This window comes from Citrobacter sp. LUTT5 (assembly GCF_009905315.1).
Lineage (GTDB): Bacteria > Pseudomonadota > Gammaproteobacteria > Enterobacterales > Enterobacteriaceae > Citrobacter > Citrobacter freundii.
Genome location: NZ_CP047606.1, coordinates 897,908 through 921,060 on the forward strand (window position 1 = coordinate 897,908; position 23,153 = coordinate 921,060).

General features: G+C 48.6%; 23 protein-coding genes. 19 read left to right on the forward strand and 4 right to left on the reverse strand.

Features of this window, described 5'->3' with window-relative positions; all coding sequences use genetic code 11:
• Nucleotides 1-6: 6 nt before the first annotated feature.
• The 9 genes from GUC46_RS04275 (at nt 7) to GUC46_RS04315 (ending at nt 6,658) form a co-directional block, all read left to right on the forward strand.
• Nucleotides 7-291 carry a hypothetical protein gene (locus GUC46_RS04275; RefSeq protein ID WP_160179814.1) on the forward strand — a complete coding sequence of 95 codons (285 nt, stop codon included), beginning with the start codon at nt 7-9 and terminating at the stop codon, nt 289-291.
• A gap of 8 nt (nt 292-299) precedes the next feature.
• Nucleotides 300-581 (forward strand): hypothetical protein, encoded by a 282-nt coding sequence (locus GUC46_RS04280; protein WP_160179816.1) that lies wholly within the window; start codon nt 300-302, stop codon nt 579-581.
• Between the two features lie 121 nt (nt 582-702).
• Nucleotides 703-1,092, forward strand: coding sequence for a hypothetical protein (locus tag GUC46_RS04285; RefSeq protein ID WP_236654162.1), 390 nt, complete (start codon nt 703-705; stop codon nt 1,090-1,092).
• Complete coding sequence (locus GUC46_RS04290; RefSeq protein WP_160179818.1) at nt 1,085-1,423, forward strand: hypothetical protein; 339 nt, start codon at nt 1,085-1,087, stop codon at nt 1,421-1,423. Before GUC46_RS04285 ends, GUC46_RS04290 begins: the two co-directional genes overlap by 8 nt.
• Nucleotides 1,424-2,080: 657 nt before the next feature.
• A complete protein-coding gene (locus tag GUC46_RS04295) occupies nt 2,081-2,317 on the forward strand; it encodes a hypothetical protein (protein WP_160179821.1) in 237 nt (78 codons plus the stop codon).
• A gap of 3 nt (nt 2,318-2,320) precedes the next feature.
• Nucleotides 2,321-2,698 carry a hypothetical protein gene (locus tag GUC46_RS04300; protein ID WP_070585328.1) on the forward strand — a complete coding sequence of 126 codons (378 nt, stop codon included), beginning with the start codon at nt 2,321-2,323 and terminating at the stop codon, nt 2,696-2,698.
• Nucleotides 2,699-2,716: 18 nt separating this feature from the next.
• A complete protein-coding gene (locus tag GUC46_RS04305) occupies nt 2,717-3,754 on the forward strand; it encodes a major capsid protein (RefSeq protein ID WP_160179823.1) in 1,038 nt (345 codons plus the stop codon).
• 346 nt (nt 3,755-4,100) lie between these two features.
• Complete coding sequence (locus tag GUC46_RS04310) at nt 4,101-5,951, forward strand: hypothetical protein (protein ID WP_160179825.1); 1,851 nt, start codon at nt 4,101-4,103, stop codon at nt 5,949-5,951.
• Nucleotides 5,952-5,980: 29 nt separating this feature from the next.
• Entirely contained in the window at nt 5,981-6,658 is a 678-nt protein-coding gene (locus GUC46_RS04315; RefSeq protein ID WP_160179828.1) for a phage baseplate protein, read from the forward strand.
• 37 nt (nt 6,659-6,695) lie between these two features.
• Here GUC46_RS04315 and GUC46_RS04320 read toward each other — a convergent pair whose 3' ends face one another.
• The 3 genes from GUC46_RS04320 to GUC46_RS04330 form a co-directional block, all read right to left on the reverse strand.
• Nucleotides 6,696-7,367: an EAL domain-containing protein gene (locus tag GUC46_RS04320; RefSeq protein WP_160179830.1), complete on the reverse strand. Its 672-nt coding sequence runs from the start codon at nt 7,365-7,367 to the stop codon at nt 6,696-6,698.
• Nucleotides 7,368-7,648: 281 nt separating this feature from the next.
• The gene (locus GUC46_RS04325; protein ID WP_160179832.1) at nt 7,649-8,884 is read right to left on the reverse strand and encodes a tyrosine-type recombinase/integrase; all 1,236 of its coding nucleotides are present in this window, start codon (nt 8,882-8,884) and stop codon (nt 7,649-7,651) included.
• Between the two features lie 149 nt (nt 8,885-9,033).
• On the reverse strand, nt 9,034-9,570 hold the full coding sequence (locus GUC46_RS04330; protein ID WP_044699787.1) for a GNAT family N-acetyltransferase: 537 nt from the start codon (nt 9,568-9,570) through the stop codon (nt 9,034-9,036).
• Nucleotides 9,571-10,386: 816 nt separating this feature from the next.
• Here GUC46_RS04330 and pgaA point away from each other — a divergent pair.
• The 6 genes from pgaA (at nt 10,387) to GUC46_RS04360 (ending at nt 17,311) form a co-directional block, all read left to right on the forward strand.
• On the forward strand, nt 10,387-12,849 hold the full coding sequence (gene pgaA / locus GUC46_RS04335) for a poly-beta-1,6 N-acetyl-D-glucosamine export porin PgaA (RefSeq protein WP_130715393.1): 2,463 nt from the start codon (nt 10,387-10,389) through the stop codon (nt 12,847-12,849).
• A gap of 9 nt (nt 12,850-12,858) precedes the next feature.
• Nucleotides 12,859-14,880 carry a poly-beta-1,6-N-acetyl-D-glucosamine N-deacetylase PgaB gene (pgaB, locus tag GUC46_RS04340; RefSeq protein WP_121540425.1) on the forward strand — a complete coding sequence of 674 codons (2,022 nt, stop codon included), beginning with the start codon at nt 12,859-12,861 and terminating at the stop codon, nt 14,878-14,880.
• A complete protein-coding gene (gene pgaC, locus GUC46_RS04345) occupies nt 14,877-16,211 on the forward strand; it encodes a poly-beta-1,6-N-acetyl-D-glucosamine synthase (RefSeq protein WP_003033859.1) in 1,335 nt (444 codons plus the stop codon). Before pgaB ends, pgaC begins: the two co-directional genes overlap by 4 nt.
• Nucleotides 16,208-16,714 (forward strand): poly-beta-1,6-N-acetyl-D-glucosamine biosynthesis protein PgaD, encoded by a 507-nt coding sequence (gene pgaD, locus GUC46_RS04350; protein ID WP_003033860.1) that lies wholly within the window; start codon nt 16,208-16,210, stop codon nt 16,712-16,714. The genes pgaC and pgaD overlap by 4 nt, the downstream gene beginning before the upstream one ends.
• A gap of 82 nt (nt 16,715-16,796) precedes the next feature.
• Complete coding sequence (gene yjdI / locus GUC46_RS04355; RefSeq protein ID WP_003033864.1) at nt 16,797-17,027, forward strand: 4Fe-4S mono-cluster protein YjdI; 231 nt, start codon at nt 16,797-16,799, stop codon at nt 17,025-17,027.
• An 11-nt stretch (nt 17,028-17,038) separates the two neighbouring features.
• Nucleotides 17,039-17,311: a GNAT family N-acetyltransferase gene (locus tag GUC46_RS04360; RefSeq protein ID WP_003033869.1), complete on the forward strand. Its 273-nt coding sequence runs from the start codon at nt 17,039-17,041 to the stop codon at nt 17,309-17,311.
• A 42-nt stretch (nt 17,312-17,353) separates the two neighbouring features.
• Here the strand turns inward: GUC46_RS04360 and GUC46_RS04365 are convergent, their stop codons facing one another.
• On the reverse strand, nt 17,354-18,283 hold the full coding sequence (locus tag GUC46_RS04365; RefSeq protein ID WP_003033874.1) for a LysR substrate-binding domain-containing protein: 930 nt from the start codon (nt 18,281-18,283) through the stop codon (nt 17,354-17,356).
• 390 nt (nt 18,284-18,673) lie between these two features.
• On the opposite strand from GUC46_RS04365, the gene GUC46_RS04370 reads away from it, so the two are divergent.
• The 4 genes from GUC46_RS04370 to GUC46_RS04385 all read left to right on the forward strand — a co-directional run bounded on the left by GUC46_RS04370 (nt 18,674) and on the right by GUC46_RS04385 (nt 23,137).
• Nucleotides 18,674-19,279 (forward strand): ankyrin repeat domain-containing protein, encoded by a 606-nt coding sequence (locus GUC46_RS04370; protein ID WP_003033877.1) that lies wholly within the window; start codon nt 18,674-18,676, stop codon nt 19,277-19,279.
• Nucleotides 19,280-19,405: 126 nt separating this feature from the next.
• Nucleotides 19,406-20,194 (forward strand): DUF2877 domain-containing protein, encoded by a 789-nt coding sequence (locus GUC46_RS04375; RefSeq protein WP_003846433.1) that lies wholly within the window; start codon nt 19,406-19,408, stop codon nt 20,192-20,194.
• On the forward strand, nt 20,172-21,719 hold the full coding sequence (fdrA, locus tag GUC46_RS04380; RefSeq protein WP_003033884.1) for an acyl-CoA synthetase FdrA: 1,548 nt from the start codon (nt 20,172-20,174) through the stop codon (nt 21,717-21,719). The genes GUC46_RS04375 and fdrA overlap by 23 nt, the downstream gene beginning before the upstream one ends.
• Entirely contained in the window at nt 21,719-23,137 is a 1,419-nt protein-coding gene (locus tag GUC46_RS04385; RefSeq protein WP_003033887.1) for a DUF1116 domain-containing protein, read from the forward strand. Before fdrA ends, GUC46_RS04385 begins: the two co-directional genes overlap by 1 nt.
• Nucleotides 23,138-23,153: the final 16 nt, after the last annotated feature.

The following is a 23,153-nucleotide window of genomic DNA, read 5'->3' on the forward strand; positions in this document are numbered from 1 at the left end:
AACTAATTGAAGACACACATTTATTTACTTAAGGATGGTGAACATCCACACGTCTGTTTTGTAATGCTCGAAAGCAACGTATACGGATTTTTTACTGAAAGGTCTATTGATTCATTCTCGCAACTTGATCAATACATTTGCATTGGTCGTATGATTCCATTTATGAAACCGCTTAGACGCAGTGATTACAATCTTACTTTGAAAGATAGCAGAATCTTTGAAGGATTGCGGCGTGATGAGTTATACGAAGCTGCTTTACAAACATTAGAAATTAATGACGAACTAAATTAAGAGGAACAATGAACAAACTTTACCTATTGAACGAAGCTACACTTCATCAAATCGAATGTAACACCGTCTGCCAACGTCTTTATTTTCACCTTGCATCTCTCAAACGTGAAAGCGGAGTAATAAAAGCCACCGTGAAACACATCGCTGATGGGGTTGGAATAAGTGAAAGTGGGGCGCGGTATTGGATGTTATTAATGCACGATACAGCCGTTATTACAATGGAGCGTCACGGCAAGTATTACGACATTACCGTTAATGATGCGGTGAGTTTTATCACTACACCCCACTGATAAGCAACACTAACAAACAATCGGGAAACTTTTATGATCATCGCTATCTATTGGCTATTTGCATTTTACGCAGTATGGAGCATAACGAGGAAATACGGAAGTTTCCCTTTACGAGGAATTAATGGGAAGAAAAGAACGTAGTAACATTGTCAGAATCGAAAAAGCAGTGAGAGCAACAAAACGTAAATACAGCCATAAGCTAAAAGATTATTCAAGAGAATCTATTCCAGGCTCACTAAAAACAACTATTTTAGAACACCCTCCCTCTGTACCTTGCGGTGATGAATACAACGCCTTGCAAGAAATACTTAGCACTACGCCTGGCGTATTCTGGAAACCTCGAAAAAGAAAAGAATACATAATTGACAGTAGCCAGCTTAAACCCTGGCAAATTATCGGATTTGAAAATTACTCCGATTTTTGTGGCTATTCTCAAATTAACGGCCTGAGTGGTCACACTGCCGATTTGGATTTTTTATTTAATGACGATAAGGAAAATTATAATGACTAACGACACAATTCAATCTCTACTACTTAGTTTCGAAGATAACTATCATCTCCCGCTACTACAGGAAGTGAATAAAACATACATCACAGCAACGCCTGAGAGCCTCCTGAACGCTGTCAGACATACAGAGCAAGCCATCACAGCCCTTGAGCATCTTCAAACCTCTGTAGCTCGTTTGGTGGAGCGTGACGGTAGCACCATTACCGCTGATCAGGCGTGGCGAGCAGCAAATGACCTTGAAGAGCTTGCTTGCTCCCTGCAATACATCACCGCCGAACTTGCGGAGCTGGCGCTCTCTATCGCAGAGGTATACGGCGTGTTCGATACTGCGTAATCATTCATTTTAATTGCATAAAACACTTGACAAGTGCATAACTATTATGTTACTATGTAAGTAAGGGTTGAGTATTCGAATCACTTCCCCCTCCTGAATGCCGTTTCCCATAGCGGCACTCTCTTTTGAATGCTTTTTTTGAAAGTGTTGGTTCTTTCTTCTTCTTTTTTGTTTAGTTCCGAAGGAATGCGCGGGATGTAATGTCTCGTTGTGTTGGCATTACATGCAATCACCCGCGCATCTCCGACCTTTTCAAAAAGAGCATTCGCTCTTTATCCCTCATTCATTCCGTTAGGGTGAATGTAGTCAGACTTAACTACCTTGAATTGTGAGAGGTTCAGGAATTACGTTAAGCTGGCAATCTTCTATTAATAACACTCCCGAAAGTGTCAGCTAATAGATAATGAAATCAAGATCTGTTATTGCCAGCGTGAAGGGCTTCACGTTTAACAGATGCAAAGTACCCCCGATCTTTTTAAATCTCCTAAGATAATAAAACGGGGGTCTTTTTATTAGATTGTATTCTTAACTTCATTTCTCCTGAAAAATGACGTTAATAATGCTTTCTTTAGCAAGGGGCATTCTCTCCAGGGCTACTTAGGTAGCCCTTCTATTTATCTGCTGTAAACAAAAAAGTTACAATAAGGAAACTTCTTCATGTTTCTTATGAACTATGACCGTGTGATTACTCACAAAGGCACTTCTCTTATTCTCTCTGAAAAGATGATGAAACAGGCGGCGCATGTATTAGGCGTAAGTGTCGAAGAGATTCGACAGGCTACAGAGAAATTCTGGCCTACAGCCACGATCACAAAATCAGGAGAAAATTCTCCTCCCCCTCACCCATCATCAGGGCTTGAGGCACGATTAAAACTAATAGCAAAAGGAAAATAACCAATGCAATTTGGAACATTTCAAACTCTGAACGGGAATAACAGCCACGCCCGTTATAAAATTATCGCCCATGCTTCTGATGCAATTATGCAGGATAAGCTGATCCGTGTGGAATCCGGTATTCCTGCCGATCTCATTGTTGGCGACCTCGTGAACGATACAGGCGCGAAAGCTGCCGCCCCTGGTGACATTGCGTATGTTGTCGTAGAACCTGCAACCGCTGGCGATAAAGCGTTTATTGTAGCTTCTCCAGAGCATACTATTTTAGCCCTGGTTGGCGTTGAATTTGGAAGCCTGGATAAATCTCTGGCTCAAGCGCAATTAGCAACTCTTGGCTTTACTTTCACTGACTACGACACCGTAGCCCTACGCACCACCTAATCGAGGATAATAATAAGAATGGCTTATTCAGATTTATTTTCTGGCAACATGTATGACTTTGCCAGCCCATTTACATTCTCTACTCAACTAAACCAGATTGTAACTAATCTTGGGTTATTTAAAATTGAGAATCACGACGTTAACTCTATTGCACTTGAGAAAATCACTGATGTGAAAAATCTCGTTGCACCTGAAAAGATGCCTTACGCCCAAAGCGATTGGAACAGTGCAGAACGTCCAGAATTTACGAACGCCCTCTACCAGCTTAAATACACAAACTCCCTTAATAGCGTTACATCTCGTGATCTGGAGCAGTTTAAAGCGAGAGGCGTGGTTGACACTGCTGATCAAATTACTCTCGCTATTAATGATTTCAGCGATGCGCAGTATGCACAGGTGAGTAACACTGTAGAGGTTGACCTTGTAGAGGCTCTGTTAGGGCTTCGTGTTAATTCTCAATTCGCCGGACAGGGCGATCTTGATTTCCTCGCTGGCGGTAGCAAAACCACATACACGATGGACATTAGCGCAGACGCTAACGTGTTCCAGCAACTAAGCGAGATCGGACGCATTCAGAATGTGAAACTTGGCTCAGGACTGGCACAGGCCAAACAAGGCGCGGTGATCCTGGCATCCGGCAAAGCAGCCGTAGCTCTACGCTATCACCCGTCCGTGAAAGATTTCATGGTGTATACGCTGCCTCTGGAGTCCGGTGATAACTTCTACACCCGCACTAAAGGTGCAAATCCTGCTTTCGAAACCTGGACACTGAACGGTGTCACCGTGATCGACGTGACAGGCTATAGCCTCATTACTGACAAAATCGGTGTTGATGGCTTTGTTAGCATTCCTGTTATGTCTGAACAGTCTAATGCCTACGTGCTTCATAGCGGTGTTGGTGTTCGCCATGCGACACAAGGCAAAGGCGCGGAACTGTATCACCAGTATGTGATCGTAGATCAGCGTTGGGGCTTCCCCGAAGTAGCAACTGAATGTAGCTATCTGCCAATCGTGGCGATTCCTCAAGCGATCATTTTCGGTACTGTCTCAGAATAGAATAATGAGCGATAGACGTTAGCTCTTCACGTCTGGAAAATAACAGAAGGGCTTTTTAATCAGGGCGTGTGAACGTTGGGAACTATGAGAGCGCAAATCTCCCCAGTGTTCCCGCCTTTTTTATTTCCAGAATAAGAGGAAAGATAAAATTGGAAATTATCCTAAAGAGTCGAGGCTTGCACTTACAACTAAATGATACAAGCGCAGAGCAAATACTCAATTTAGCAGCCGTGTCGAGAGCGCTTGATGTGAGTCATTCACATTTAAGACAACTTATTTTCAGAGGAATGAGTGTATCAGATGCACTTAATTATCTGGTGAACGAAAAGAAAGACGGTGAATAATCATGCTTGAGATTAACACTTCTAAAATTAATAACACGGTGACATTCAGCGTTGACCGTAATTCTATGAAGACAGCCCTTGATGCTTTTGACCAGATTCAGAAGAAAGCGAAAGGTATTAAAGATCCCACAATAAACATGAAGAGATTCAGCCAGGGGCTAAAGTCTGCTGAAAGAGAATTAGATAAGCTGAATAAGAAAGCCTCTAAGCCACGTAATAGCGATGAACGAGAAAAGGCAAGGGCAGCTAAGGCGCAAGCCCGTGTAGAGGCTCAGGCAGCGAAAGAGGCCGCGAGAAACGCACAGCGCCGTGAACGTGCGGAGCTAAAACTCCTAGATACAGCCAGCAGCTTTAAATCAATGCAACACCTTACCAATGTTGAATTGATACAGGCGTCTCTTGCTACAAGCAAGATCACAAAAGCCTATGCAGCAGGAACAATCAGCCTGCAACGGCAAAACAGCGAAATTAAGCGCTTACAGCAGGGTTATCGCAGGCTCAATGCTTCACGTAGAGAAGCAGCTAAACGAGGCGCTACGCCTCCTGTGGGCGGTTCTGGAGCGATTACAGGCGGGCTTATGGGGTTAGGCACTGGTGCGCTTGCTGGCGCTGGTATCGGTGCGGCTGCGTATGGTGCTTATTCCTGGGGTAAAGACGCTGTAACCGCACAGGAAGAACGTAGCGAGATTGTACAGCGTGCCAGATTGGGCGGGGTTGATTACAACGTGTTACAGGCGCTTTCGCAGTATGCCACGGCTAACGGGATCGATAGCGGGATGGGGCTGCAAGGGCAGCGTAAGCTATTGGATAACGGAAAGGACATTTCAGAAAAGCTGGCAGACAGTTACACCAACAGCACCTTTGATAAGAAGTCTGGACAATGGAAAGGTGGGAACGCTGCTGTAGATACAGCCCTGAACATGGGGTTCACTAAAGACGATCTGAAATCCTACCAATCCAATCCGTTTGGCTTTGTCTCTGCTTACACCAACACCATGCAGGGGAAAGGCTATTCACAAGAGCAAATCCTCCACAACCTGGAAGACCTTGCAGACGATTTAGGTTTGTATCACAAGGCATTTTCTAATCAGGGCAAAGCCATCACTGATCAGGTGGATGTGCTCAAGCGTAACGGGCAATGGTTGAACCAGGAACAGCAAGATCAGCTTGTAGCCTATCGCAAGTTTAATCAGGAAATGGACATTCTCAACGATAGCCAGAAGTTGGCATTCTTCGAAGGTTTCATGGAGTCTCTCGACCCTGCGACGGTTAAAGAGTTTAAGGAAGCGATGCAGGAGGCGTTACCCTTCTTCAAAGGCTTAGGCAAGGCGGCGGGTGATGTTGTGGACGGTCTGATGAAAATGACCAACTGGATCACGGGTAGGCTTAACCTTCTTAACGGAGATAACACCACCAAAGAAGCTGTTAGCCAGCATTACGGCACAACGTCAGCACCTGCACAGCCTGGAAGTAATCCTGTGGCTAACGCCTACGGAGCCAGCCAGCCTAAAGCCACACATGAGCCTAATGTGTTTGAAACGGTGCGCGAGTGGTGGAACGGCACAGGCGATGCTAAAGACGTGAGCAGTTACGCACAGAGCACTAACGGTGATTATTCTCCTGTTTCTATGTTGAAAAAATCAGCAACCACTACAGCGACACCGCAAGCTAATAATACAGTGGTTCAACCTGTGGTATTGCAAAATAACCTACCGGAAGGAATGATCTCTCTGACTATTGCCCCTGATCCGACATTCGGAAACATGCTAAATGCGAGCGTAGATCAGCGTATTAATCAGAACAATCAGCGCATGGTGCTGGCTGTTTCATCTGGACAAGGGACGGGGGGCTAATTGCCCCTCTTCGTAAGGAATAAAATAAAATGGCAACACCAGGTAGTTTAACTATTGGCAATTCCTCGCAAGGGATTAATTCCACCTCAAATACTAATAACAGCAGCGCTACCCGTAACAAAGGTGAAAACGGATTCACTATCCTTGCATCTGTTTATAATCCAGCTTCTGATAGCTACATTCAAAACTATCAGGCTATTGTGTTTGATGCAGTGACAGATACGGGAATACGCAGACAGGCAGACATTACAAGCTATCCCGTTGAGAGCGGTGCAGAAGTGAGTGATCACGTTCAGATTAAGAATAATACACTCAAGCTGTCTGGGATTATTACCGAAACTCCGGTAAGGCTTGAGAAAGATTTATTATACAGTGCTGGCGTTAATGGTACTCGTATTTCTCAAGCTATCCAGTATCTTGATAAAATCTTTGATAGTCGTCAGCCTATTACATTAGTGACAGAGCACAAAGTGTATGAGAATGTCATTCTCTCTGGTATCAGTTACGATTATAAATCTGAATTTGCTATGCAGTTCGATCTTGAATTTGAGCAAGTCAGGCTTGTTACCACTGCTACAGTTAATGTAATTGCGACTAAAACGCAAAGTAATAGATCAGTTGGTGGTACGGTTAAACAGAAGGTAGTGAACAATGCACCAAAGAAAACTGAATCTGACACTGTTACTACGGAGTTTATAAAAAAATGAGGGGCTTACGCCCCTTTTACTATTAAGATGATTTGATCTATACCAACGAATCTACGTTCTTAAATGGGATGGATTTAAAAAGATAACCCTGTAACCCCCAAATGCCTACTTCACGCAAGATTTCCATACTTTTTCCATCCTCAATTCCTTCAATAATAATTTTGTCGCAGTATTTTTTAATGGATGCAATTAACTGGTAGAAGGTTGGTTTTTTCACCTGCTCATTAAAGAAAATGCGATCTATTTTTACTACTTCAAAGTAACCTTCTATCAAACTAACTACATTTGCATTACCTGCCCCAAGGTCATCGAGCCACAGTGAGTTAATCCCCTGACTGAGTGACTTTAATAAAGGGCTTTTTAATCCTTTATCTAAACCTGGAAAATTCTCAGAAAGCTCAAGTTTAACGAAAGGCATCGATTCGAAAATTTTTCGCAATAGGTGGTCGTGCCGTATGAGGAAAGCCATCTGTTGATCTATGTTGATAGTGCAAAATAGATTATTTCGTTCGAACCAATTTTGTTTGCTGGCAATGACACCAGTTTGCTCGTACAGAAAAAGCCGTTTCTGATCTAAATCCCATGATGAAATAACAAATTCAGGATGTTGAGCTTGCCTGTTAACAGAAGTAAAACGAGTGAGAAGTTCAATCCCCATCAATTTCTCGTCAATACTCATTATTGGTTCAGCAACGAATTTTGTGTACATAATAAATTTCTGAAATTTTACTTAGACATCATAATGTGATCCTTGTAACAAAAAATCAATAAGAGTTCCTGTTATGTAAATGTATAACTCGCGCAACGTTAATAACTTATTGTTTTATAGTGATTTTATTGTTTTTGGTTAATTTGATGGTTGTTTTTTGTTCTCTTTGTATGTTTTTTTGATGTTATTTTGAGCTTATTTTGCTCACAAAACAATCATTAGTGTGAGGATTTATAAGTAATAGCTTATTATTCTAACCAATCCATTAAAAAATAAGGGGCTTACGCCCCTTTTTCTATTTCTGGAAAGATGATCTCTGCATAGTCCACCGTTTCCACATAGTCGGATAATTCTTTCATGGAACACCTCGCGCTGTATGTCTTAAATGCTTCTGTGGCTGCGGCCTGTGAAGAATGGCCTGTAATGTAACCAATTCTTTGTTCAGGGATTCCAGCACGATCCAGACACGTTATAAAATGTCCCCGCAAACTGTGGAAGCATTGACGATCAGTAGCCATTGGGACGACACGACGGCGTAGCCTGGTGAACGCTTGAGAATAGAACGGGCCTTTCTTACCGTCTTTGCGCTCAATCTTGTTAGCCTGTGGTAACAGATAATTTCCAGTGTTGAGACTAAGATAATAATCCACCATACCGATCAGAAAAGCGTGGATCGGTATGTGCCTAATCCCTGCTTTCGTTTTCGATTTGCTAACGAAGAAACAGCGGATACCTTCGACCATCACGATCTCTTCTTTCTTCAAACTGGCTATTTCGTCCAGTCTTGCACCAGAGAACAAGCCGATCAGAATAACGGCTCGTAGTTCTTCGTCTGCTTCGTTGAGAAGGGTAGATAGCTGATGCCATTCAAACGGCTGATAACTTTCTATAGTGCGCCTTGCCTCTAACTGGTGGCCGTGAAACGGATTAAGCGGCGCTATAGCGTCGTAGCGACGTTTGGCAAACTCATAGAGGCTTCCCAGTGACGTTAACCAGTTTTGCAGCGTCTGTCCTGCTACATCGCGTTTCTGCTGCTCTTCTATGAAGTCTGTAACTAATCGGCGTCCAATCTGATCCAGGCTAATATCAATTTTCCCAATACTCTGGAGAAACACCTCAACGGCTCGCGCCGATTTGCTCAGTGTGGAGAATGCTCTCCTATCCTGGTAGGCAGTAGCGTATTCATCTCGTAAGAAGCACAGGTGAGGAATCGAACTGGCTCGCTCTTCAATCAATGGTTTATTCTTGTTTTTCCTGATTTGAGAGTGCAGGGAAGTGATTGCAAGCTGGATGCGCCTGTCCTCAGTATCCGGCTTGAACTGTTCTTTCAGGTTGTTCCACTCAACCAGCATGTGATTACGGAAATGACGCGCCTTGTAAATGTCTCTTGTACCTGTACTTTTTCGGTATAGGCGTTTCCCGCCGAACATGTGGCGCATGTAAGCAGGAACGTAGATCTGAAACTGCCAAACGCCGTCCGGTGAAAGATAAAGATACTCTTGGCCCTTGATTGTCATGAGATTGATCCTCTAAAATCTCGCAATCAAGTATCAATAATAGTTACTATGTTGATTCGATGATCGTCGCGTTGCGGAAATTATGAAACAGAGTTTCGATTCCCTTCGCCCGCTCCAAAACTCTCTCCTGTAGTTATTCTTTATAAATGTTAAATAGCGACACCGAAATCCGGTGGCAGTGTGCTGTTACCTTCACCCAGATTACGTTGTAGCAATACCGTGTCGAGCCATAGTCCATGTTTGAAGCCAATGTTTTTCAGTGTGCCGATTTCCGTAAATCCGGCCTGCTGATGGACTTTTAACGATCCCTGATTATTGCTGTCGCCGACGATGGCAATCAGTTGCCGATAGCCCTGTGCTTCAGCCCAGCCGATCACATGACACAGTAAAGCTTTTCCTACACCCTGACGCTGAGCCGTTGGAGCAATATAAATCGAATCCTCAAGGGTATAGCGGTAGGCATAACGCTCGCGATAGCGGGTGAGGTAGCAATACCCGATGACCTTATCTTCCTGTAGCGCGACGACCCACGGCAGCCCGAGGCTGCGGATTTTTTCCAGACGAGCAAACATCTGGTGAGCATCCGGAGGGTCGGTTTCAAAGCTGCCGGTACCGTGAAGAACATGATGTGCATAAATATCGCGTATGGCGGGGATGTGCTTTTCTTCTGCGTTAACGATTTTCATTGACCGGCTCCCATTGGCGTCTTTGCCCAGATTACCTGAAAGACTGAGGGGAAGGTAAGTACAAAAAATTATGCTTCGAACAGTTGCTTGCAATGCTAATAGGCTTTCATATTGTAAGGGGAAATAATTGATTGTGGTTGATGTTGTCAATAATACGCAAGGTTGGTAAATACATTAACTTGTAGAGTAATACACAATTATTCGTGCATGTTTTCGAGCGTGTATCCAAATGCCAATTATGGTAGGTTTCGAAAAATGATGAAGAAAGTTATTTGATTTCAATGTGTTGTTTCTGTATCTAATTCTTCTTGCGCCTGTACTCTTATTTTCATTTCATTGGCCCTGTTTGAGCCCTAAAAATTAAGTTATATTTTGTTGTTAGCAGAGAGCCTATTATCAGATTTTTCTCTATTCATCTCTCAAAATAGTTACCATGCAAACAGTTGCGCGGTGTAGCTATGCTAACCAGCAATAGTAAGCATCGTCACATTATGTCACCGGGCAAACTTTGTTTAAATCCAGAATTCAATCCCAAGAGTATTAGGATTATTTAGTCTAAAATACTTTTTTGACTAAGACTTTTCTTATTGCGTAGCCACGAACTACATGGAGTGATAAAATTCCCGAGTTTATGCCTCCTGCTCAACGATTAGGGGACGCGGTGCGGGTAGTCAATAAGACGAAAGAATTAATTGCTTTATAACCCTATTACGAAATAAGCGGCAGTGCATCTTACATGGTCGGCAATCGTCAGGGATTGACCTTAACTTATTGAAAACGCTTATTTTTACTCTGATGTAAGATATAAGGGCAGATATGTTCAGTATGCGTCGACATGCCAACTTCATTAAACGTTTTAAGTCTGTAAGCTGTTTATTTACGGCTAGCATTCTTTTCCCTATGCAAATCTCTGCCGCGGTATCAGATTATGATGCTTTGGTTATTGAAGCGCGGGGGGGGAATAGTGCGCCGCTATTGCGCTACCTTGAGGATCAGGGAAAGAAAAGTGCGCTAACGCCAAACCAGGTTGCCGACTGGCTGCAAGTTTCCAGTTGGGTTGAGAACAACGATAAAACAACAATTGAAATCTGGCAGCGGTATCGTGGGCAGATGGATGTACCTGCACGGGGAAAAGTCGCCGCAGCGCGTGCGTATCGTAACCAGAAAAACTGGAATGATTCATTGGCGGTGTGGGAAAGCGTTTTACAGGAAGAACCTGATAACGTTGATGTACGCACCGGCTGGATAATGACGCTGGCAGATGCGCGCTACAATCAGCAAGCCCTTACCGAAGCGAATAAATGGGCTCAGGCACATCCGGGCGCAGATTCCGACGCATTGCTTGCCTATGTATATCATTCTCAGGGGAAAAATTGGGATGCACTGTTGGTTGCCAGCCAGGCGGATGACGTCGATCCTGGCAACAAAAATGCAAAATCCACGCTGTTGTCTGCGCTGTCAGCGAACCGTGTTTCCGGACCAGCCTTAAATATGGCGGAAATCGTACCTACGGCAGATCCTGTGAAGCGTCGCCTTGAGCTTGATGCGGCGGCTGAAATGGTCCGATCCTCTTATACGTCCGCACGTAATGAAGAAGAACGTTTTATCGTAGCGGATAAAGCGCTGGCCCGTTATGACCAGTTGTTGGCGGCCTGGAAAGATGAGCCGTCTGCGCAGAATGATGTCCGCCGGGCGAGAATAGACCGTATGGGTGCCCTGTTGGTGCGTAAGCGTACTGCCGAAGTGATCGAGGAATATGAGTCCCTTTCCGCAAGCGGCGAAGTACCAAACTACGCAAAACGTTGGGTGGCATCAGCATGGTTAAGCGAGCGTCAGCCGGAAAAAACCGAAGCGATGTTGGCGAGCATCTACTACCCAAATGGGCCTATCCCGGTGACGCCGCTCAGTCCAGAGGATCAACAAGATCTGTTCTATGCACACATTGATAATGAAAACTTCGATGCTGCCAAAAAACAAGTCGATGATTTGATCAAAGAAAGTCCGTATCTGCGGCGTATCTATGGCTCGCCAACGCCGCAGCCTAACGATAACTGGCTGCTCGGACAGTCGCTGCTGACGCAATATCATATCGCTGCCAATGAACTGCCAGAGGCAGAAAAGCTCGCAGAGCATCTGGCACGAACAGGCTCCGGTAACCAGGGACTGCGCATTTCCTATGCCTCTGTGCTTGAAGCGCGTGGATTGCCGCATGCGGCGGAGAAAGAGCTTAAGCTGGCGGAAGTGATTGAGCCAAGCAATCTGGAGCTGGAGCGTCAGCAGGCTTACGTTGCGCTGGATCTCCAGGAATGGAAGCAGGCCGATGAACTGACGGATGACGTTATTGCCCGTAGCCCGGATGATGAAGCGACGCTGCGCCTCGCGCGTATTCGTGATGTCCACAAAATGTCGGAAGTGCGCATTAGCGGCACGCAGGGGATCTCGTCCGATAGCCCGGTCAGCGGTAAGAATGACTTCAACATCAACACGGCTATTTACAGTCCGCCGATTAATGACAACTGGCGACTGTTTACTGGATTCAACTTCGCTACCGGTGAATTTGAGGAAGGGAAGGGCATCAGCCGCGATCTGGCGGCGGGTGCAGAATGGACTTCCCGTGATTACTGGGCGGAAATGGAAGTGTCTGGCCGAAATTATGGCGATGGTCAGAAGATTGGGGGGCGTCTATCCGGCTGGCATGACTTCAATGACAACTGGCGCGTAGGCGGTTCGGCCGAGCGCTTGTCGCGTAATACGCCATTGCGCGCGCTGCGTAGCGGTGTGTATGCCAACGGCGGCGATATGTTCGTTCGCTGGTATCAAAACGAACGACGTGAATATCAACTGTCGTTTGCTGCATCACATTTCTCAGACGGTAACGATCGCATCGAATACGGACTCAGCGGAAAAGAGCGCATCTGGACCACGCCTCGCTTCACGCTGGACTTTACGCCGGGCATTGGCGGGAGCACCAACACCAAAGAGAATGTGCCGTATTACAACCCGAAGAGTGATTTTTCGGTTGTCCCTGGCCTGAGCGCAGAGCAGGTTCTTTACCGCCACTATGATACCGTCTGGACGCAACAAGGTCTGGCAGGCGTAGGTGGCTACTGGCAGCAAGGTGAAGATGCAGGCGCTATCGTCCAGGTAGGATACGGACAACGGCTTAAATGGAACAACGTCGTAGATGGCGGGGTGATGCTGATTTGGGATAAACGCCCCTATGACGGTAAACGTGAGCGGAATATCTCCCTCGCTTTCGATTTAAATGTCAGGTTTTAAGGATTGTTCATGCTGAAAAGATGCCTGTGGCTTAGCGCATTAATCGCTGGCTGGTTGATGATTACCGCGTGCAGCAGCGCGCACAATACAACGCCTCGCTATGTTCCTCCTGGGGAGAGAACACCGCTGACGGCGGATCATCAGTGGCCGAAAAATAGTTTCCTGGTACTGGGTTATCACGATGTTGAAGATGGTGCTGCCGACCAGCGTTACCTCTCTGTGCGTACCAGCGCGTTGAGCGATCAAATGGCTTGGCTGCGTGATAATGGCTATCAGCCGATCAGCGTGCAGCAAATTCTGGATGCCCATGACGGTAAAATTGTACTGCCGGAAAAAGCGGTATTACTCACCTTTGATGACGGGTATAGCAGTTTTTATACCCGCGTCTGGCCATTGCTGAAAGCCTACAACTGGCCTGCTCTCTGGGCGCCAGTAGGCAGTTGGGTTGATGCGCCAGCCAACAAAAAAGTCGATTTTGGCGGCTTAATGACAGCGCGAGATAAATTCGCGACCTGGAAAATGGTCGAAGAAATGGGGAAATCGCCGTTGGTGGAAGTCGGTGCGCACACCTGGAACTCGCACTTTGGCGCTGAGGCCAATCCACAGGGGAGTAAAGAGCCAGCTGTAGCGAACCGCCTGTATGATAAGAAAACCGGCACTTACGAAACGGACGAACAGTACACGCGACGTATAAACACGGATATTTCTCTGATCACTAACAAGATCAAATCGGTGACAGGGAAATCGCCGCGCGCGTGGGTATGGCCGTACGGCGCAGCCAACGGCACGACGTTAAACCTGGCCAAAGAGCATGGCTATAAGATGGCCTTTACGCTTAATGAAGGGTTGGCGAATGCCGCGTTTCTCGATGATATTCCGCGCGTGCTGATCTCTGATAACCCATCCCTTAAGCGCTTTGCCAGTCAGGTCGCTCAGGTCCGTGAGCCACAGACGATGCGCGTGATGCATGTCGATCTGGATTACGTGTATGACAAGGACCCTGCTCAGCAGAAGCGAAATATCGATAAGCTGATCCAGCGCGTTTATGACATGCGTATTTCTCATGTCTTCCTGCAGGCGTATGCCGACCCTAAAGGTGACGGGAATATTCGTGAGGTCTATTTCCCCAACCGCTGGCTGCCGATGCGTGCCGATCTCTTTAACTATATCTCCTGGCAATTACAAACGCGGGCAGGGGTGACGGTATATGCCTGGATGCCGGTTCTGGCTTTCGATCTCGACGCGTCTATTCCACGCGTAACCGCATGGGATCCGAAAACGGGACGTACTGCTATCAATCACGAGAACTATGTCCGCCTTTCACCCTGGAGCAGCGAAGCGCGTCAGCGCATCACTGAAATCTATGAAGACCTGGCGAAACATGCCAGTTTCAAAGGTATTTTGTTTCATGACGATGCTTTCCTGACGGACTTTGAAGATGCGTCACCGGAGGCGTTAGCCGCTTACCGCGCCGCAGGGCTTCCGGGAAGTATTGAGCAAATCCGTAGCAACCCTCAGACCTTTGAGCGCTGGACGCGCTTGAAAAGTAAGATGCTGATCGACTTCACCAAACAGCTGACTCAGTCTGTGCGTAATATTCGCGGTCCACAGGTGCAAACTGCGCGCAATATTTACGCCATGCCGGTACTGGAGCCTGAAAGTGAAGCCTGGTTTGCACAAAACCTGAATGATTTCCTCAATACCTATGACTGGACGGCGCCGATGGCGATGCCATTCATGGAACAGATCCCGGCCAATGATGCCAACGCATGGCTTGACCGACTGGTGAATGCCGTTGCACAAAACCCTGGAGCGCTGGATAAAACCGTGTTTGAACTGCAGGCACGAGACTGGCGTAAATCCGGGGATCAGGCTGAAATCAGCGGAAAACAAATAGCCGAATGGATGCGCCAGCTGAAATTAAGCGGTGCAGGTAACTACGGCTATTACCCGGATGATTTCATCAGCGACAAACCTGAGATGTCAGAGATTCGCTCGACGTTCTCCTCATACTGGTATCCGCAAAAATGACCGATCGCATTATTGCTTTCCTGATACTTTGCCTGATGTTCAGCCTGCCGTTTGGCGTGGCTGTCATCTTTACAGGTGAAGTGATGTTGAACTTCGTCTTCTTCTGGCCTTTGTTCATGTCTGCTTTGTGGATAAGCGGCGGAGTCTATTTCTGGTTTTACCGTGAACGTCACTGGAAATGGGGAGATGACACGCCACCACCGACCCTGCCGGGGAATCCACTGGTTTCCATTCTGATCCCCTGTTTTAACGAAGGGATCAACGCGCGTGAAACCATTGAGGCCGCACTGGCACAGCGATATAAGAATATCGAAGTGATTGCCATCAACGATGGTTCAACGGATGACACTCACGACGTGCTGGAACAACTGGCAGTGGAATACCCCAGCCTGCGGGTGATTCATCTGGCTGAAAACCAGGGCAAAGCGCTGGCGCTCAAGACCGGTGCGGCCGCGGCGCGCAGCGATTACCTGGTGTGCATTGATGGCGATGCGTTACTGGATCGTGATGCCGTTGCCTATATTGTGGCTCCGCTAATCCAGTTCCCGCGCGTTGGTGCGGTGACGGGGAACCCGCGTATTCGAACCCGCTCTACGTTAATCGGCCGTGTGCAGGTCGGTGAGTTCTCTTCCATTATCGGTTTAATTAAGCGTACTCAGCGAGTCTATGGGCAGATCTTTACCGTTTCAGGCGTAGTTGCGGCGTTTCGTCGTCGCGCGCTGGCCGAGGTCGGTTACTGGAGCCCGGACATGATCACTGAAGATATCGATATCAGTTGGAAGCTGCAATTGCGCCACTGGTCGGTATTCTTTGAGCCGCGCGCACTGTGTTGGATCCTGATGCCAGAAACGTTAAAAGGGTTGTGGAAGCAGCGTTTGCGCTGGGCGCAGGGTGGTGCAGAGGTGTTTATCGTTAACATGCGTCGTCTGTGGTCGTGGGAGTTCCGTCGCATGTGGCCGCTGTTTCTTGAGTTTTGTTTTTCTACCGCCTGGTCGTTTGCCTATGCGATCAGTATCGTGCTGTTCCTGTTAGGGCTGATGATCCCGATGCCGGACTCGCTGTATGTGCAGCATCTGTTCCCGCCAGCCTTTACCGGACTTATCCTCGGCGTGGTGTGCTTGCTGCAGTTTGCGGTGAGCCTGATGATTGAACGACGTTATGAAAAAGGCATTGGCGCCTCGTTGTTCTGGATTATCTGGTTCCCGGTGGTGTACTGGATGCTAAGCCTGTTCACCACGCTGGTCGCGTTCCCGAAAGTGATGCTTAAACGCAAACGCGGCAGAGCGCGTTGGGTGAGTCCTGACCGTGGCATTGGGAGGATCGAATCGTGAATCAGCCACTGATCTTTACGGAGCGGCGTCTGCTGCCTCGCATTATCGATGTGTTGTTGACGCTCATCGCCTGGGTTGGTTTCTTATACCTGATCTATAAAGGATTGATCACGGCCCTGGCGCATTCACCGTATATGGGGGTGCGACCCTTTTTCACCACGCTGGATACGGTCACGTTTTATATCCTTGTCGCCCTGGTCAACGGCCTGGTGTTGATTGGCTGGGCTAAGTACAACCAGTTTCGTTTTCGGGTGGAACGCCGCAGTCGCAGACCCGGGCTGGAAGACCATGAGCTGGCAGAAAGTTTGCGTATTACCCGGGAGCTGGTTACGGAACTGAACAAGGCGAGGGTGCTGACGGTCCACCATCATGAGAATGGCGAAATCAGTCATATCGATGTGGACAGGGATATTGCCGATAACCGCCTCCCGCCGCCAACGCCTGCGATGCTGGAGTATTTGCCACCAGAGCAGCAGCCGTCGTTGCAGAACAGGCCCGAGTGATATTTCTGCTTTCAGCAGCTTCCTTCAGCCTCGCATAGGTCTATGATTAGACCCAGACAATAAAAAAATGTGAGGCAATGTCGTGGATAAGGAACTACTGGATGCAGGTTACCGGGCCTATACCGGCGAGAAGATTGACGTCTATTTCAACACGGCGATATGTCAGCATTCGGGCAATTGCGTGCGGGGAAGCGCGAAACTGTTTAACCTGAAACGTAAACCGTGGATCATTCCGGATGAAGTGGATGTCGAGACGGTCATCAAGGTCATCGATACCTGTCCGAGCGGTGCGCTGAAATATCGCCAGAAATGAGTGAGGGGACCATGGAAATTCTTGCAGGCCACAACAAGTTTTATGTCAATGATGCTGAGGGCAACCAGGTTGCCGAGATAGTATTTGTGCCGACGGGCGAGCATCTGAGCATCATTGAACATACCGATGTCGACCCCAGCCTGAAAGGTCAGGGCGTCGGCAAACAGCTGGTGGCGAAAGTGGTAGAGAAGATGCGCGCTGAAAACCGCAAAGTTATTCCGCTGTGCCCGTTTGCCAAACATGAATTTGATAAAACCCGCGAGTACGACGATATCCGCGCCTGATCATCTTATGTGTACCGGAAGGTATAACAGCCATCCGGTTCATCACTCCCGATGCAGCAGATCCTGATAAATCCCCGTCAGTATCCCTTGTGGCCCAAACTCTTTTTTAATCCACTGAGTTACACGACCGGTTGCCGAATGCTGGGTGGCCAACAGCATTCGTGAATCCTGACGCGGGTTGTGGATCTGCCGCGTCACCAGCAACGACTTTTCCATCGCCTCGCGCACCATGTAGTCCGGTAGAAAACCGATGCCTTCACCCAGGATCTGGCACTGGCACTTGGTATTAAAATCGGGAACCAGAATCGACTCCTGTCCGTGTAACAGCCAGCCGACCTTCTTGTTGATGGTGTGTGCGGTGTCTTCCACCATGATGTTTGGGTACAGGCGTAACTGGCTCTCAGAAATGGGTTCCGGCATAAAGGCGAGGGGATGATCCGGGGCAATCGCAAACGACCAACGGATCGCGCCGATCTCGGTGTAATCAATTCCGCCGCCATCCAGTAACGTATCGGGCGCGCCAATGGCGATATTAGCCAGGTTGTTGATGATCGAATCCCAGACGCCGTTATACACCTCGGTGGTGACGGTTATCTGGCAGGTTGGAAACTGTTTCTTGAGTACCTGCAGCAGCCGCGCTGTATGTTGAGGGGTATACAACAGCTGGTTAATGCAGATGCGTACCCGGGCTTCAATGCCCTGAGCGATGGTATCAATGCTGCGCTTGATGGCGTGGAAATCGTTGAGCAGGTCGGTCGCCTTGCGAAACAGGTAGCGCCCGGACTCGGTCAGTTCAATACTGCGAGTACTGCGGGTAAACAGCACCACGTCGAGACCCATTTCCATGCGCTTAATGGTGTAACTAATTGCCGATGTGGTTAAGCCTAGCTCTTCAGCCGCCTTGCTAAAGCTGCTGTAGCGGGCTGCCATCGTAAACGCCAGCAGGTTTTCCTCGGTAAATATTGAATTCATCTTTCTCCCCTCCGGCGACAATGCGCATCCGCAACACGATGATTGTTGAATGTATTTGTAATCCTTATACAGAGCAATCAGTTTTGAACAAAATTTAACACTAGTTTTACATTTGATTTGAAGACAATCACACTTCTGTATTTTAATTGCAGGCCGCTATCCGTGCAGCATACCGCCTGATTCACCGGACTACTGATTAGTGGCTAAAAGGGCCCCAGCCATAAGGGAAAGATTGCACTACAGCACGTTTTGTTCTCATTGTTAAAATTGATTCAATAATCGATGCGCTTACGATGAATGAAATTTAAGCGGATGTTATTCTCTGCACTCTGTTGCTATTCTCAGGTTATCGGATATTTAAAAAGTCTAAAAAACTGCAGGAGAGCGATTATGTCAGAGAAAGAACTCATTACTGAATTTCTGCTGGCGGCAGAACAGGGCAATGCCGATGGATTAAAATCCTGTCTGGCAAAAAATGTGGATATTAATGCCACTAACCGCCAGGGGCGTACTGCCATTATTATTGCCAGCCTGAATAAACATTATGACTGTGTTTCTTTATTGATTGCTGAGGGTGCCGATATTAATAAACAAGATCAAACTTGTTTTAACCCCTTCCTGATTAGCTGCTTGACGAATGATTTAACGCTGTTGCGTACGGTATTACCGGCTAACCCTGACCTTAATTGTCTGAGCCGTTTTGGCGGTGTCGGTATTACGCCAGCCAGCGAAAAAGGTCATGTTGAGATCGTGCGTGAGCTGCTGCTGCGTACCGATATCAATGTCAACCATACTAATTTTGTTGGCTGGACGCCGCTCCTGGAAGCCATCGTACTTAATGACGGTGGCGCGAAGCAGCAGGAGATCGTTAAGCTGCTGCTCGACCATGGCGCAAATCCGCACATGACGGATAAATACGGTAAAACCCCGCTGGAACTGGCGCGAGAGAAAGGGTACCACGAGATTGCCGAGCTGCTGATTGCGGCCGGAGCCTGACACAGGAGCGCCATTATCGCTACGCCATCACGGCGATGCGTACGGGCGCTAACCGCAGACAGCGCGTTTCTCACTTTCCGGGGAACGGGACGGGTTGAACAGGTTTTTTCCCACGCGGTAAACCTGTTGATACCTGAACAGCAGCGGTTGCTGACGTTACTGAGTGAAGATTGTGATAACGCACCTAACAGCTGTCGGCTGGCGCTGACGCATTGTGAAGACCTGTTTCATCCCGGTGAGCTGGTCAATTTTAGCGGGTCGGGAATAGTTGTTGGCAATGATAAATGGATAGAAACCGCCGGTTGCCTGCTGTGGCGAATACCACGGTGGACATCTGATGCAGCAAGTCTTGCCGCAGTCGGCTGGCAGCATTGGGATGAGGTTATCCGCCAACAGCTAAGAAGCGACGACACATTATTTCTGTATCAGGGTGACAATCCGTTTTTTCAGGAAATCACCCGTCAATTACACAACCGCCGACAAACATTACTGACGGCGTTGCGTACAGGAGAAAATATCTCTACAGCGGTCAGCCATTTAATTGGTCTGGGGATTGGTCTGACGCCCTCATCGGATGATTATTTAGTGGGCCTAAGCACTATTCTATTTATTCCCGGACATCCGCTGAGGAAATATCGTGAAGATTTTTTAGCAGCTTTACAATGTGCCGGAAATAATACGACGCTACTCAGCAAAATAACATTAGAGGAAGCTTTTCATCAGCGTTATCGGGAAAGCATTGGACGGCTGCTCAACCATATTATTACTGAGCAACAACCCGTTTCTACACAATATATTACTGACATTAAAAATATTGGCTCAAGTTCTGGCTGCGACATGCTGTATGGCATGGCAGATGCCTGCGCCCTGAGCCACAGGTCCGGAGGGAATTATGTCGATCAGGATAGTTGTTAAAAAGAACACGTATTTTGATTCTGTCTCACTGATGTCTATCTCCACGCGCGCAAATAAGCTCGATGGTGTTGAGCAGGCGTTCGTGGCTATGGCGACAGAAATGAATAAGGGCGTGCTGAAGAATCTCGGCCTGCTCACGCCTGAGCTGGAAGAGGCGAAGAGTGGCGATCTGATGATTGTCATTAAAGGCGCGAGCGACGAAGCAAACGCGCAAACGCTGGTGGCGATTGACGATCTGTTTACGCATAAAGAGCAGGGTGGCCAGCACGAAGCGCGCTATGCCACGCTCGCCAGCGCGAAGAAGCACGTTCCCGACAGCAACCTGGCGGTGATCTCGGTCAACGGCCTGTTTGCCGCGCGTGAAGCGCGTCAGGCGCTGCAAAATAACCTCAACGTGATGTTGTTCTCTGACAACGTCTCTCTTGAAGACGAGCTGACGCTTAAGCAACTGGCGCACGAAAAAGGGCTGTTGATGATGGGGCCAGACTGCGGAACCGCCATCATTAACGGCGCGGCGCTGTGTTTTGGCAACGCAGTGCGTCGCGGCAACATCGGAATTATTGGTGCGTCCGGTACCGGTAGCCAGGAGCTGAGCGTACGCATTCACGAGTTTGGCGGCGGAATTTCCCAACTGATTGGCACCGGTGGACGCGATCTGAGTGAGAAGATTGGCGGCCTGATGATGCTTGACGCGATTGGCATGCTGGAGGCCGATCCGCAAACTGAGATCATCGCGCTTATCTCTAAACCTCCTGCGCCAGCGGTGGCGCGCAAGGTGCTGGAACGTGCGCGCGCCTGTCATAAGCCCGTGGTGGTGTGTTTCCTCGGACGTGAAGCCGCGCCTGCGGATGAAAAAGGCCTACAGTTTGCCCGCGGTACTAAAGAGGCGGCGTTGAAAGCGGTACTGCTGACCGGCGTGAAAAAAGAGAGCCTGGATCTGCATCCGCTCAACTGGCCGCTGATTGAAGAGGTTCGTGCCCGTCTGACCCCGCAACAAAAGTACATCCGTGGCTTGTTCTGCGGTGGCACGTTGTGCGATGAGGCGATGTTTGCTGCCATGGAAAAACATGCCGAAGTTTACAGCAACATTCATCCGGATCCGGCGTTCCGCCTGCAAGATCTCAACCGCAGCGTGGCGCATACCTTCCTCGATTTCGGTGATGACGATTTTACCAACGGTAAACCGCACCCGATGATCGATCCCACCAACCGCATTAGTCGTCTGTTGCAGGAAGCGCGCGATCCTGAAGTCGGCGTGATCGTGATGGACTTCGTCCTTGGTTTTGGATCGCATGAAGATCCGGTTGGCGTGATGCTCGACGCGATCGTTGAAGCCAAAGCGATCGCCGCCGCAGACGGTCGTCCGCTTGAGATTCTCGGCTATGTGCTGGGAACCGATCTTGATACGCCGTCGCTGGAAAAACAATGTCAGATGCTGACTGATGCGGGCGTTATCTGGGCGAGCAGTAGCACCAACACCGGATTGCTGGCGCGTGAATTTATCTGTAAAGGGGAGGAAGCCTGATGAGCCAGACACTGTTTAACCAGCCGCTGAATGTGATTAATGTCGGTATCGCGATGTTCAGCGATGACCTGAAAAAGCAGAACGTTCCCGTGACCCAACTCGACTGGACGCCGCCGGGCCAGGGCAACATGCAGGTGGTTGCTGCACTGGACGAGATTGCCGATTCGCCGCTAGCAGACAAAATCGCTGCCGCTAACCAGCAGGCGCTGGAACGTATTATCCAGTCGCATCCGGTGCTGATTGGCTATGACCAGGCAATCAATGTCGTGCCGGGGATGACCCGCAACACCATCCTGCACGCCGGGCCGCCAATCCGCTGGGAAAAAATGTGCGGTGCAATGAAGGGCGCGGTAACCGGGGCGCTGGTGTTTGAAGGACTGGCGAAAGATCTGGATGAAGCTGCCGAACTGGCCGCCTCGGGTGAAATTATCTTCTCACCATGTCACGAGCATGACTGCGTTGGCTCGATGGCGGGTGTGACGTCAGCGTCGATGTTTATGCACATCGTTGAGAACAAAACCTACGGCAACCGCGCATATACCAATATGAGCGAGCAGATGGCGAAGATCCTGCGTATGGGCGCGAACGATCAGAGCGTTATTGATCGTCTGAACTGGATGCGTGATGTGCTGGGACCGATGCTGCGCGACGCCATGAAGCTGGCGGGAGAAATAGACTTGCGCCTGATGCTGGCGCAGGCGCTGCACATGGGCGATGAGTGTCATAACCGCAACAACGCCGGGACGGCGCTGCTGATTCAGGCGCTGACGCCGTGGATTATTCAGACCGGTTATCCGGTTGAGCAGCAGCGTGAGGTGTTTGAATTTGTCCTCAGCAGCGATTACTTCTCCGGACCGACCTGGATGGCGATGTGTAAAGCCGCAATGGACGCCGCCCACGGCATTGAATACAGCACCGTGGTGACGACGATGGCGCGAAACGGCGTTGAGTTCGGTCTGCGCATCAGCGGCTTACCGGGTCAGTGGTTTACCGGTCCGGCGCAGCAGGTGATTGGCCCGATGTTTGCGGGGTACAAGCCGGAAGATTCCGGACGTGATATTGGCGATAGCGCGATCACCGAAACCTACGGCATTGGCGGTTTCGCCATGGCGACGGCGCCGGCCATCGTGGCACTGGTGGGTGGTACGGTCGAAGAGGCCGTTGATTTCTCTCGCCAGATGCGCGAAATCACTCTCGGCGAAAACCCCAACGTCACCATTCCGCTGCTTGGTTTTATGGGCGTACCGACCGCTATCGATATTACGCGCGTGGGCAGCACCGGCATTCTGCCGGTGATTAACACCGCAATTGCGCACAAAGATGCGGGGATCGGCATGATCGGCGCCGGAATAGTCCACCCGCCATTCGCCTGTTTTGAAAAGGCGATCCTCAACTGGCGCGACCGCTACTGCCAATAACAACAATCGGGGCTAA

Excerpts from the sequence above, each read along its gene's own strand:
- GUC46_RS04370 (WP_003033877.1), top strand. The coding sequence starts at position 18,674 with ATGTCAGAGAAAGAACTCATTACTGAATTTCTGCTGGCGGCAGAACAG.
- GUC46_RS04315 (WP_160179828.1), top strand. The coding sequence starts at position 5,981 with ATGGCAACACCAGGTAGTTTAACTATTGGCAATTCCTCGCAAGGGATT.
- GUC46_RS04295 (WP_160179821.1), top strand. The coding sequence starts at position 2,081 with ATGTTTCTTATGAACTATGACCGTGTGATTACTCACAAAGGCACTTCT.
- GUC46_RS04280 (WP_160179816.1), top strand. The coding sequence starts at position 300 with ATGAACAAACTTTACCTATTGAACGAAGCTACACTTCATCAAATCGAA.
- GUC46_RS04325 (WP_160179832.1), bottom strand. The coding sequence starts at position 8,884 with ATGACAATCAAGGGCCAAGAGTATCTTTATCTTTCACCGGACGGCGTT.
- GUC46_RS04305 (WP_160179823.1), top strand. The coding sequence starts at position 2,717 with ATGGCTTATTCAGATTTATTTTCTGGCAACATGTATGACTTTGCCAGC.
- GUC46_RS04360 (WP_003033869.1), top strand. The coding sequence starts at position 17,039 with ATGGAAATTCTTGCAGGCCACAACAAGTTTTATGTCAATGATGCTGAG.
- pgaC (WP_003033859.1), top strand. The coding sequence starts at position 14,877 with ATGACCGATCGCATTATTGCTTTCCTGATACTTTGCCTGATGTTCAGC.
- GUC46_RS04320 (WP_160179830.1), bottom strand. The coding sequence starts at position 7,367 with ATGTACACAAAATTCGTTGCTGAACCAATAATGAGTATTGACGAGAAA.
- GUC46_RS04365 (WP_003033874.1), bottom strand. The coding sequence starts at position 18,283 with ATGAATTCAATATTTACCGAGGAAAACCTGCTGGCGTTTACGATGGCA.
- fdrA (WP_003033884.1), top strand. The coding sequence starts at position 20,172 with ATGTCGATCAGGATAGTTGTTAAAAAGAACACGTATTTTGATTCTGTC.
- GUC46_RS04330 (WP_044699787.1), bottom strand. The coding sequence starts at position 9,570 with ATGAAAATCGTTAACGCAGAAGAAAAGCACATCCCCGCCATACGCGAT.
- GUC46_RS04310 (WP_160179825.1), top strand. The coding sequence starts at position 4,101 with ATGCTTGAGATTAACACTTCTAAAATTAATAACACGGTGACATTCAGC.
- GUC46_RS04285 (WP_236654162.1), top strand. The coding sequence starts at position 703 with ATGGGAAGAAAAGAACGTAGTAACATTGTCAGAATCGAAAAAGCAGTG.
- GUC46_RS04385 (WP_003033887.1), top strand. The coding sequence starts at position 21,719 with ATGAGCCAGACACTGTTTAACCAGCCGCTGAATGTGATTAATGTCGGT.
- pgaB (WP_121540425.1), top strand. The coding sequence starts at position 12,859 with ATGCTGAAAAGATGCCTGTGGCTTAGCGCATTAATCGCTGGCTGGTTG.
- pgaA (WP_130715393.1), top strand. The coding sequence starts at position 10,387 with ATGTTCAGTATGCGTCGACATGCCAACTTCATTAAACGTTTTAAGTCT.
- GUC46_RS04300 (WP_070585328.1), top strand. The coding sequence starts at position 2,321 with ATGCAATTTGGAACATTTCAAACTCTGAACGGGAATAACAGCCACGCC.
- GUC46_RS04290 (WP_160179818.1), top strand. The coding sequence starts at position 1,085 with ATGACTAACGACACAATTCAATCTCTACTACTTAGTTTCGAAGATAAC.